At 64.1% G+C, this 11,429-nt stretch carries 8 protein-coding genes; 4 read left to right on the plus strand and 4 right to left on the minus strand.

Annotated elements, in window-relative coordinates; genetic code table 11:
- The first annotated feature begins 18 nt into the window (after positions 1–18).
- Together U1702_RS08930 and U1702_RS08935 are read left to right on the plus strand one after the other, a co-directional pair.
- Positions 19–1,191: an acetyl-CoA C-acetyltransferase gene (locus U1702_RS08930; protein WP_332723662.1), complete on the plus strand. Its 1,173-nt coding sequence runs from the start codon at positions 19–21 to the stop codon at positions 1,189–1,191.
- Positions 1,192–1,369: 178 nt separating this feature from the next.
- On the plus strand, positions 1,370–4,348 hold the full coding sequence (locus U1702_RS08935; RefSeq protein WP_332723663.1) for a TonB-dependent receptor plug domain-containing protein: 2,979 nt from the start codon (positions 1,370–1,372) through the stop codon (positions 4,346–4,348).
- Between the two features lie 108 nt (positions 4,349–4,456).
- Here U1702_RS08935 and U1702_RS08940 read toward each other — a convergent pair whose 3' ends face one another.
- The 3 genes from U1702_RS08940 to U1702_RS08950 form a co-directional block, all read right to left on the minus strand.
- Positions 4,457–4,867 carry a hypothetical protein gene (locus tag U1702_RS08940; protein WP_332723664.1) on the minus strand — a complete coding sequence of 137 codons (411 nt, stop codon included), beginning with the start codon at positions 4,865–4,867 and terminating at the stop codon, positions 4,457–4,459.
- Between the two features lie 74 nt (positions 4,868–4,941).
- On the minus strand, positions 4,942–5,976 hold the full coding sequence (gene alr, locus U1702_RS08945; protein ID WP_332723665.1) for an alanine racemase: 1,035 nt from the start codon (positions 5,974–5,976) through the stop codon (positions 4,942–4,944).
- A gap of 35 nt (positions 5,977–6,011) precedes the next feature.
- Entirely contained in the window at positions 6,012–7,613 is a 1,602-nt protein-coding gene (locus tag U1702_RS08950) for an MFS transporter (RefSeq protein ID WP_332723666.1), read from the minus strand.
- 104 nt (positions 7,614–7,717) lie between these two features.
- Here U1702_RS08950 and U1702_RS08955 point away from each other — a divergent pair, with 104 nt between their 5' ends.
- Positions 7,718–9,328: an NAD(P)/FAD-dependent oxidoreductase gene (locus U1702_RS08955; RefSeq protein WP_332723667.1), complete on the plus strand. Its 1,611-nt coding sequence runs from the start codon at positions 7,718–7,720 to the stop codon at positions 9,326–9,328.
- On the opposite strand, the gene U1702_RS08960 is transcribed toward U1702_RS08955, so the two are convergent.
- Entirely contained in the window at positions 9,244–10,947 is a 1,704-nt protein-coding gene (locus U1702_RS08960; protein ID WP_332723668.1) for a tetratricopeptide repeat protein, read from the minus strand. The genes U1702_RS08955 and U1702_RS08960 overlap by 85 nt on opposite strands.
- A gap of 151 nt (positions 10,948–11,098) precedes the next feature.
- Here U1702_RS08960 and U1702_RS08965 point away from each other — a divergent pair, with 151 nt between their 5' ends.
- Positions 11,099–11,428, plus strand: a complete 330-nt coding sequence (locus U1702_RS08965) for an ArsR/SmtB family transcription factor (RefSeq protein WP_332723669.1) — start codon at positions 11,099–11,101, stop codon at positions 11,426–11,428.
- Position 11,429 lies beyond the last annotated feature (1 nt).

The following is an 11,429-nucleotide window of genomic DNA, read 5'->3' on the forward strand; positions in this document are numbered from 1 at the left end:
AACAACAGGAGTCGTATTATGACTGAAGTCGTCATCACCGCAGCCAAGCGCACCGCCGTCGGCAGCTTCCTCGGCGCATTCGCCAACGTGCCTGCGCACGAACTCGGCCGCGTCGCGATCGAGGCTGCGCTGGAACAGGCGGGCGTGAAAGGTGAGGACGTTTCCGAAGTCATATTGGGTCAGGTGCTGACCGCCGCGCAGGGTCAGAACCCCGCGCGTCAGGCATCGATGGCGGCGGGTGTGCCAAAGGAGGTGCCCGCATGGGGCATCAACCAGGTCTGCGGATCGGGTCTGCGCGCCGTCGCGCTCGCGGCCCAGGCGATCCAGACCGGCGATGCTACCATCGTCGTTGCGGGCGGTCAGGAATCGATGTCGCTCTCGGCGCACGCGCAATCGATGCGCGCTGGCACCAAGATGGGTGATGTCGGCCTGGTCGATACGATGATCAAGGACGGCCTGACCGACGTGTTCAACGGCTATCACATGGGCATCACCGCCGAAAATCTGGCCGAGCAATATCAGGTCACGCGCGGCGAACAGGACGCGTTCGCGGTCCGCTCGCAAAACCTCGCCGAAGCCGCACGGTCGGCGGGCAAGTTCAAGGACGAGATCGCCCCGGTGACGATTCCGGGCCGCAAGGGCGACACGATCGTCGATCAGGACGAATATATCCGCGCCGGTGCGACGCTGGACGGAATCAGCGGCCTGCGCCCCGCCTTCAAGAAGGACGGCAGCGTCACCGCCGCCAATGCATCGGGCCTCAACGACGGTGCGGCAGCGCTCGTCATCATGAGCCGCGAGGAGGCCGAGAAGCGCGGCAGCACGGTTCTGGGCACGATCAAGAGCTGGGCCACGGCGGGCGTCGATCCGTCGGTGATGGGCATTGGCCCCGTGCCCGCAACGAAGAAGGCGTTGGCTAAGGCCGGCTGGACCGTCGCCGACCTAGACCTGATCGAAGCGAACGAAGCGTTCGCGGCACAGGCGCTGTCGGTCGGCAAGGAGCTCGGCTTCGACCCCGACAAGGTCAACGTCAATGGCGGCGCGATCGCGATCGGCCACCCGATCGGTGCCAGTGGCGCGCGCGTGCTCACGACGCTGTTGTACGAGATGCAGCGCCGCGACGCAAAGAAGGGGCTTGCCACACTTTGCATCGGCGGCGGCATGGGCATCGCGCTCTGCGTCGAGCGCTGAAACGGCGCCAGCGTAACGACCCGGTGAGACGATGCGGCGCCGCCGCATCGTCTCATCGGATACTGTAACTATTGTGCAACAGCTAATTTATTGATGCAGGATGAACGGGCGTAAGGCTCGCAATCCGCTCCCCGCATTGTTAGGGCAGCCTGTCCAACCTTGACGGGGGTCCCTCAGAATGAACGTGAATCGTTTCTTTGCCGCGACAGCGCTCGCGACTTCTCTCCTCCTTGTTCCTGCCGTCGCGCAGGCACAGACGACACCAGCCGACGAAACCACGGCTGCTGAAAAAGACGACGAAGATATTGTCGTCGTCGGCTCGCGCATCCGCCGCGATGAATTCAACACCGCCGATCCGATCCAGGTGATTACGCGCGAAGACGCCACGCAGGCGGGCTTCAACTCCACTGCTGATTTGCTGCAGAGCACTGCCGTCACCGGCGGCAGCGCGCAGATCAACAACGCATTCGGCGGTTTCGTGACCGCAGGCGGCCCCGGCGCGAACACGCTGTCGCTGCGCGGCCTGGGTGCAACCCGCACGCTGGTGCTGCTCAACGGTCGCCGCGTTTCGCCGGCCGGTTCGCGTGGTCAGGTCGGCTCGGCCGATCTCAACGTGCTGCCGAGCGCAGCGCTCGATCGCGTTGAAATCCTGAACACCGGCGCATCGTCGATCTACGGTTCGGACGCGATCGCGGGCGTCGTCAACCTGGTGACTCGCACCAACGTCGACGGCATCATCCTCGAAGGTCAGGTCAACGTTCCTGAAGTCGGCGCTGGCGTTGCCCATCGTCTGGCGGCCGTATTCGGCACTTCGGGCGATCGCTGGAACTTCATGGGGTCGGTTGAATATTACAACCGCGGCCGCCTGACGATCGGTGATGTCGATTTCACGCAGTGCCAGCAGAGCCTTCGCCGTACCAACGCAACGGCGCCACTGGGTTCGGCCGACTTTATCGATCCGCGTACCGGCCAGTCGAAATGCTATCCGACCGGCGTGACCGGTGAGAGCGGCGTTACGGTCAATACGATCGGTACGCCGGACATCTCCAGCTTGCTGGTCGATCGCGCGCTCGGTGTGCCGGCTGCTTATGCCGGCGTCTGCAACCGCTATCGTCCCGATGCGACGGCTGGTGGCGCAGTCCCCGGTTACGAGTGCGTCGGTGGCGGCACGCTCAACCTGAACGTGCGCGACACCTTCACGCCTGCCCTGCTGCGCAACGACCTGATCTCGCCTGCCGAAATCTACACCGGTTTCATCCAGGGCGCATACGAGCTCGACGCGCTTGGCGGCATGGAAATCTACGCTGAATTGCTGGCCAACCGCCGCAAGTCGTCGCAGCTCCAGAACCGTCAGTTCACGATCGATTACGCACTCGGCAGCCCGCTGATCCCTGCGAACCTGCAGTTCCCGACACAGTTCCTGCCAGCCCAGGCTGGCGGCATCACCGGCACCACCCCAATCGGCATTCGCGTGTTCGCCGACTATGGCAATTACGAGAACCGTCAGACCGTCGATTTCGTCAAGGGCGTGGTCGGTGCACGCGGCACGCTGTTCGGCGACTGGCGCTATGACGCCTACGCCATGAAGAGCTGGTCGGACGCCGAATACACCACCGACCTCATCATCACGAGCAAGCTGGCACAGAGCCTTGACGTTGTTCCGGCAGCGGGTGGCGGCTTCGCATGCCGCAACACGCTGGGCGGCTGCGTCGCGGCACCGGCAATCACCCCGGGCCTGGTTGCTGGCAACTTCCCGGCAAACTGGTTCAACTATGTGGTTGAGCCGGTCACGGGCGTCACGAAATATCGTGAGCGCGTGCTGAACTTCACCGTCGACGGTCCGCTGTTCCAGCTGCCCGGCGGCATGGTTCAGGTTGCCATGGGCGTCGAGCAGCGCGAAGCAAGCATCGACGATACGCCGAGCCCGCGCTCGGTTGGCGGCGATCTCTACAGCTTTACCTCGTCGAGCATCACCCGCGGGTCGGATTCGGTTTGGGAAGTGTTCGGTGAGCTCGAAGTTCCGTTGCTCGCAGACATCCCCGGCATCCATCGCCTGACCTTCAACGGTTCGGCACGCTATACCGACTATCGTTCCTATGGCGGCCAGACGACCTACAAGGTCGGCGGTCTCTATGCCCCGGTCGAGTTCTTCTCGTTCCGCGGCAGCTACGGCACGTCGTACCGCGCGCCTGCGCTGTTCGAGCAGTTCTTGGGTTCGACCAGTGGTTTCCAGTCGCAGAACAACGACGTCTGCAACAACTATGGCAACCTGACGGCCGGTTCCAACCGGGCCGTCAACTGCGCCTCGCTCGGCCTCCCGGCCACCTTCCAGGCGACCACGGGCATCCGTGTGAACCAGCAGGGCGGCGCGGCGACGGGTCTCAGCGCGGAAACGTCGAAGAACCTGACCTTCGGCGGCGTGCTCAACGCCAAGATGGGCAGCCTCGGCAATCTCTCCTTCGCGGTCGATTATTTCGACATCAAGGTCGAGAATGGCGTGTCGCAGCTCGGCTTCGCCACGATCCTGGCTCAGTGCTATGACAGCGCGCCGGCCGATTTCACCGCGAACCAGGGCACCTGCTCGCTGATCCAGCGTACCACGACCTCGCCGTTCGGCCTGACCGTGACGCAGGGCTATGTGAACATCTCGAACTCGGTGGTTAAGGGCATCGACTTCAACGCGCGCTACAACGTGCCGGTGTTCAACGGTCAGTTCCGTCTGAACGCGCAGGTCACGAAGTTCGACGAGCGTTACTCGCAGACGCTGCCGACCGACACGATCCGGAATTCGATCAAGACGCTGAACAACCCGGAATGGACCGGCACGTTCGACGCCTCGTTCACGCTGGACAAGTGGAACCTGCGTTACGGCGTGGAGTGGATCGACGGGACCAACACCCCGGCATCGTTCCTCGGCACGACCCAGGCGGTCATCGACACCTATGACTTCAAGGCGGAGGATTATTTCCTGCACACGCTGTCGATGCAGTATCGCGGTGAGAAGTTCGGCATGACGCTGGGTGTCCGCAACCTGCTCGACGCCAGCCTGCCGACGGTTTCGTCGGGGTCTTACAACCGCATCGGCAACGTGCCGTTGTACAGCGGTTACGACTATGTCGGGCGTCAGTTCTTCGTGAACGTGACGACTGCCTTCTGATCGAACGGCGCGCCCTTCGGGACGCGCCGGACGATCCGGTTGGATACAGAAAAGCCGGCGGTCTCCTGTGAGACCGCCGGCTTTTTCGTTGTCAGCGTTGAAGCGCGCTTAGCGCTGGCTGGTTTTCACCCGCTCATAGGGTACGAACTCACCCAACATGACGAACCCGCTCCACATGCGTGAGCTTCGGTCGATCAGATCGACCTTGTCAACGTTGCACAGCTGGCTGCCATAGATTTTGGTCAACAGGATATCGTCGTCATCCAGCTGATCGGCACCACCGCGCGGGCGATTCACGTAAAGTTTCGATCCGCTGCGATACACGATCGCGGTCTTGTCGATGACGGTGCTGTTATCCATCGCAAAGGTCGGCAGGCACTTGACCGGCGTGCCAGCGACGCGTCCCTCCAGCATCTTCGCCAGCTCGGCCTCGCCCTTCGGATAAGCTTTGTCCTGGGCAATCGCGGCACCGGGCAGCGCCAGCAACGCGAGAGAGGCTGCGGTTAGCAAGGCACGCATGGGATTTCTCCAATCTGATTGTTGGAGAGATGGTGGCAGATCGCGCCTTTCGCAATGCTGAACCGCTTGCCGCTTCAGTGCCAAATCCGGTCGAACCGCGCACCCAGACCGGTAATCAGCTCATATTGCGACAAGCCCGATAGCGTCGCCGCTTCCGGCAACGCATAATCCATTGCCACCCAGTCGCCCTCCGCGAGATCGGGTGCGGCGCTCACGTCCAGCGCGGTCAGGTCCATCGACACCCGCCCGATCACCGGCACCGCGACGCCGCCGACCCGTCCGCCGCCCTTGTCCGAGAAGCAACGCAGATAACCATCGGCATAGCCCAGATTGACCACCGCGACCTCGGTATCGATAGCCGCAGTCCAAGTCGCATTATAGCCGACGCTCTGCCCCGCCTGCACCAGACGCCGCTGCAACACCTGTACCTCGGGCGTCACCACCTGCCCGATCCGGCCGGCAAACGCCGCCGCCTGCACCCCGCCGTAAAGCGAGATCCCCGGCCGCGTCAGGTCAAAGGCATAATCCCGCCCCAGCGCGATTCCCGCCGAATTGGCCAGGCTCATGCGTCGCGCCAATGTGCACCCTGCCAGCGCCGCGAGCGCATCCCGCTGGACCCGGTTTAGCGGGGCATCTTCATCCGCGCTGGCCAGATGGCTCATCAGTGTTTCGATATTCAGCCCGTCGAGCAGCCCTGCCGCGACATCCTCCGGCTGAATGCCCAGCCGGTTCATGCCGGTGTCGACCATCACGTCGCATGGCCCCCCGCCAGCCTCGCGCCAGCGCCGCACCTGCTGAACGCTGTTCAGCACCGGACGTGCGGTCGTCGATGCCAGTGCGGCAGCCAGATCCTCCGCCCGCACCCCGTGCAACACCGAAACCGCAACGCCCCGATCGGTCAACGCCGCCGCCTCGTTCCACGTCGCCACGAAAAAATCCCGGCATCCCGCTTCGGCTAGTCGCCGCACCACTTCATGCGCGCCAAGTCCGTAACCATCGGCCTTCACCGCCGCGCCGCACGCCGCAGCACCGCTCATGGCAGCGAGCGCCCGCCAGTTGCCGACAAGCGCATCGCCATCGAGGCGCAGACGAAGGGGGGACGAAATCATGCCGCCCGGTTAGTCTCGCAAGGCCCGGCCTGCAATCAGGCTTCCTTGTACAGGTCGCTTTCCTTGAGGAAGAAGATCGTCACCACCAGCGCCATCGCGACGACCCACCAAGTGTACCACAGCCCCGAATAGGGATCGCCGCTCTTCGCCACCATATATTGGCTGATGAGCGGCAGGAATCCGCCGAAATAGCCGGTGCCGATATGATAGGGAATCGACATCGAGCTATAGCGGATGCGGGGTGGAAACAGCTCGGTCAGCAATGCCGCGACCGGGCCGTATGTCGCCCCCGACAGCGCCGCCAGCGCCATCACCGCGATCAGGATCAGCAGGATATTGTCCCAGCTCGGCACCACCTTGTCGAGCGAATAGCCCGCGTCGGACAATGCCTTGTCGATATCGACCGACGTGTTCGACACCACCGGCACCCCGCCGATCGACACCGACGCCGACGGCGTATATTCTTTGGTGTAGGGGATGCCCTTCTTCGACAGATAATCGAGCAACTGCCCACATGTATCGGCCTGCTGCGCCGCAAACGGGTCATAGGCGCAATCCGGGCCGGACACGATGACGGGCGCGCGGTCCGCCGCATTGGCCAGCCCCGGATTGGCGGCATGTCCCATCGCCCAGAATAACGGAAACAACATCAGCAGCGTGAAACCGTAACCGATGATAATCGGCTTCTTACGCCCGATCCGGTCGGACAATTTGCCGAACAGGATGAACCAGAACAGCCCGGCCAGCGCGCCGCCGCCAGCGAGCAATTGCGCCGTCACCGGCTCCACCCGCATCGCCCCCTGCAGGAACGACAGGACCGAGAAGGTCGCGGTGTACCAGATCACCGTCAATCCCGCCGCGATCCCGAACAGCGCGACGAACAGCCGCTTGAGATTGCCGGGATAGGTAAAGCTCTCGACCAGCGGGTTTTTCGACGTCTCGCCCGCCGCCTTCATCGCCTTGAACACGGGGCTCTCGTTCAGCTTGACCCGCATGTAGAGCGAGATCGCGAGCAGCGCGATCGAGAACAGGAACGGCAGTCGCCAGCCCCATGCGTCCCACGCCCCGCCCGGCAGCATCCCGCGCGTCGTCAGCACCACGATCAGGCTGAGGACGAACCCGCCGCCCACGCTCGCCTGAATGAAACTGGTGTGATAGCCGGCCTGTCCCGGCGGCGAATGTTCGGACACATAGATCGCCGCCCCGCCATATTCGCCGCCGAGCGCCAGCCCCTGAAGGATGCGCAGCGCAATGACGATCACCGGCGCGGCCATCCCGATCGAGGCGTAGGACGGCACCAGCCCGACCCCCGCCGTCGCCACGCCCATCAACGTGATCGTGACGAGGAAGGTATATTTACGCCCGAGCTTGTCGCCCAGATAACCGAACAGCACCGCGCCCAAGGGCCGGAACCCGAAACCGACGGCGAACCCCGCCCACGCATATAGCGCCTCCATCACCGGATTGCCGGTGGCAAAGAAGGTGCGCCCGATGATCCCCGATGCCGCCAGCGTGCCGTAAATGAAGAAATCGTACCATTCGAACACGGTACCCAGCGACGACGCTGTGACCACCTGCCGCATTTCCGCCTTGCTCGGCTCACGCGGCACTGCCGCTTCGTCTGCTGTGCTCGCCATTCAGAATTCCCCAACCCCGTTTCGCACAGGGTTTAACGAGTCGGTTGGGGTCGGCAAGAGGGCGGCCCCTTTCTGGTCGCCGCGTTACGCGATAGGGGGACACGATGATCCGACTTTCCGGCCTCTCCCTTCCCCTCGATCACCCGCCCGAAGCGATCGCGCCGGCCATCTGCGCGCGGCTGGGCATCGACGCCGCCGATCTGCGATCATGGACCGTGTTCAAACGCGGCAACGATGCACGAAAACGAACCGCTATCATGCTGGTTTACACGTTCGACATCGCATTGAATGACGAGGCCACCGTCCTGGCACGTTTAACGGGGGACAAGGACGTCCGCCCGACCCCCGACATGACCTACACGCCGCCCGTGATCGCACCGGGCGACTGGTCGGGCCTTCGCCCGGTCGTGGTCGGGGCAGGCCCGTGCGGCCTGTTCGCGGGTCTGATCCTCGCGCAAATGGGGTTCCGCCCGATCATCCTCGATCGCGGCAAGATCGTGCGCGAGCGAACCAAGGACACCTGGGGCTTGTGGCGCAAGGCCGTGCTCAACCCCGACAGCAACGTCCAGTTCGGCGAAGGCGGTGCCGGCACCTTCTCGGACGGCAAGCTGTACTGCCGTGTGAAAGACCCCCGCTTCCTCGGTCGCAAGGTGCTGGAAGAGTTCGTGAAAGCGGGCGCGCCCGACGACATATTGTGGGAAGCGCACCCGCATATCGGCACCTTCCGCCTCGTCACGATGGTCGAGAGCATGCGCCGCAGCATCGAGGCGCTCGGCGGCGAATATCGCTGGCAGACGCGGGTCGATGAGATCGAAAGGGATGCCAGCGGGCTGCGCGGCCTGTACCTGAGTGACGGCAGCTTCCTCGAAGCCGACCATATCGTCCTCGCGGTCGGCCACAGCGCCCGCCCCACCTTTGAAATGCTCCACCGGCGCGGCGTGCATATCGAGGCGAAACCCTTCTCGATCGGCGTCCGCATCGAACATCCGCAAAGCTGGGTCGATCAGGCCCGCTACGGCAAATGCGCGGGCCACCCGGACTTGGGGGCCGCCGCCTATAGCCTCGCCCATCACGCCGCGAACGAGCGCACCGTGTACAGCTTCTGCATGTGCCCCGGCGGTCGCGTCGTCGCCGCTGCCAGCGAACCGGGTCGCGTCGTCACCAACGGCATGAGCCAATATTCGCGTGCGGAATTCAACGCCAATTCCGGTCTCGTCGTCGGCATCGACCCCGCCCGCGATTATCCGGACGGGCCGCTGGCGGGGATCGAATTCCAGCGCCACTGGGAAAGCCTCGCCTACACCGCAGGTGGCTCCAACTACCACGCCCCCGGCCAGCGCGTCGGCGATTTCCTCGCCGCGCGCGCGTCCACCACCCTCGGCGAAGTCATTCCCAGCTACAAACCCGGCGTGACGATGACCGACCTGTCCGCCTGCCTCCCCGCCTTCGCCATCGAAGCGATCCGCGAAGCTCTCCCCGTTTTCGGTCGCCAGATTTCCCGCTACGACCATCCCGATGCGGTGATGACCGGGGTGGAGACCCGCACCTCCAGCCCGATCCGCATCACGCGCGGCAAGGATTTTCAAAGCCTCAACACCCCCCGCCTGTTCCCGGCTGGCGAAGGCGCGGGTTACGCCGGTGGCATCCTTTCGGCAGCGATCGACGGGATCAAGGTGGCGGAAGCGGTGGCCGCAAGTCTGGTGGCGGCACGCTGACCATATTGCCGCGTCGCGCGTGCGGACAAAGTCCACGCCGCGCGAACCTGCCCCGCAAAGATCGGGCGGTATTTGCGGATTTCGGCCTGTGCGCCGCTGGTAAATCCGGTGAACGACCCGACCCGCTCCATCGCCCCCGCCTCCGCCTCGCGCAGATAGGCGCGCGCCAGTGCCGCCGATCGCTCCTTTGCGTGCAGGCTGTGTCCCAATGCCGTGGCGGTCATGATTCGCTCCGGATGGGTCAGCGGGTAGGCACGCCAGATCATCAGCGCGCGCTCGAAATGCCGCACGGCATCGGAAAACCGGTTCTGTACGAACAGACTACCACCCAGATTCTGGTGGCTGATCGCAATGTGCGGATGCCCGCGAGGCAAGCCCGCTCGCCGCATCGACAAAGCCCGCTTATGCAGCCGCGCCGCCTCCGCATGCTTGCCCTGTGAACTCAAATTGGCGGCAACTTTGCTATAGCTTGCCGCGATGGCCAGATGCCCCTTCGGCAACGACGCCATACGGATGGCCAGCCCCGTGCGCAGCAACGGTTCCGCCTCGGCTTCACGCCCCTGCGCGTCGAGGCTGGGCGCCAGATTATGATAGGCCGAACCGATTTGATAATGCCCTGTGGGCAATTCCTTCTCGTACATTGCCAATGCGGCACGAAACAGCGGCTCGGCCTCGCCATGCCGGTCCTGTCGACTCAAATTGCTCGCCAGACCGTCATAGGCGGTGGCAATGTTGATATGCCCGGCCGGAAACGCCCCCTCGGTAAACGCAAGCGCGCGGCGGTACAGCGGCTCGCCCTCGGCATAGCGGCCCTGTTCGTCCAGGTTCAGCGCGAGGTTGCGGTATCCCGCCGCGACATGCGGATGCCCCGCGGGAAACGCCGCTTCCGTCATCGCCAGCGATCGACGGAACAGCGGCTCCGCCTCGGCGAAGCGACCCAGCAGGTTCAGATTATAGGCCAGATTGTTGAGGCTCGCCGCGATATCCGGATGGCCCGCCGGAAGCGCCGCCTCCCGCATCGCCGGCGCGCGACGATGCAGCAGTTCGGAATCGGCGAAGCGGCCCTGAAAATTAAGACTATAGGCCAGATTGCTATAGCTCGCCGCGATGTCGGGGTGGCCAGCGGGCAGCGCCGCTTCGCGCATCGTCAGCGCCCTTCGATACAGGGCTTCGGCCTCAGCGAACTTCCCCAGCGGGTTCAGCGCACCCGCCAGGCTATTGAGGCTCGTCGCGATATCGGGATGTCCGGCGGGCAACGCCGCCTCACGCAGCGCCAGTGCCTTGCGCAACAGCGGTTCGGCGGCGCGGTGGTCCGCCATATTGGTCAGGCTGACTCCCAGGCTGTTATACGCTGTGGCGATGTGGGGATGTCCGGCGGGCAATGTTTTCTCCGCCAGTTCGACCGCGCGCCGACCATAGGTGATACCCGCGCGCGCATCGCCCGCAGCGTCCGCGATCGTCGACAAACCCGCGATCAGATCGAGGCATTCGTCCCCGACCGGCTTGGTCGCCTCACACGCCGTCAACTGCTCGCGCAGACCGGCCAGCGACGCCGCGTAATCGCCCCGCTGAAACGCCGCATAAACCGGCTCCCCCACGCGCCAGCGATCGGCGGCCATAGCTGTGCCGCTCACAAGCAGCGCCGCGAGGGCAAGCAACAGGCGAGTCGGCCACATCGCCGGATGCTAGAATGATTCGATCGCGGAACGAAACTGACATCGTCAGGGTAATTCGCTTGCGCTTCGTCGATGATTCGATATTTCGACGATTATGGAATCATTTATTGATGAAAACGCAGTAGCCGCCCTCGCCGCGCTGGCGCATGATCACCGCCTCGCGCTGTTCCGCCTGCTGATTCAGGCCGGACCCGATGGCATGGCGGCGGGAGTAATCGCGGAGAAGCTCGACGTCCCGGCCTCCTCGCTGTCCTTCCACCTCGCCCATCTCAATCGCGCGGGACTGGTTACGCAGACGCGGCAGGGCCGTTCGCTGATCTACGCCGCCGACTATGCCGCGATGAACCGGCTGGTCGGCTATCTCATGGAAAATTGCTGCGGCGGCGCGGACTGCACCCCACCCCCTCCCCTTTGCCGCGATTGAA

The sequence above is a fragment of the Sphingomonas sp. LT1P40 genome, assembly GCF_036663835.1.
Taxonomy (GTDB): Bacteria; Pseudomonadota; Alphaproteobacteria; order Sphingomonadales; family Sphingomonadaceae; genus Sphingomonas.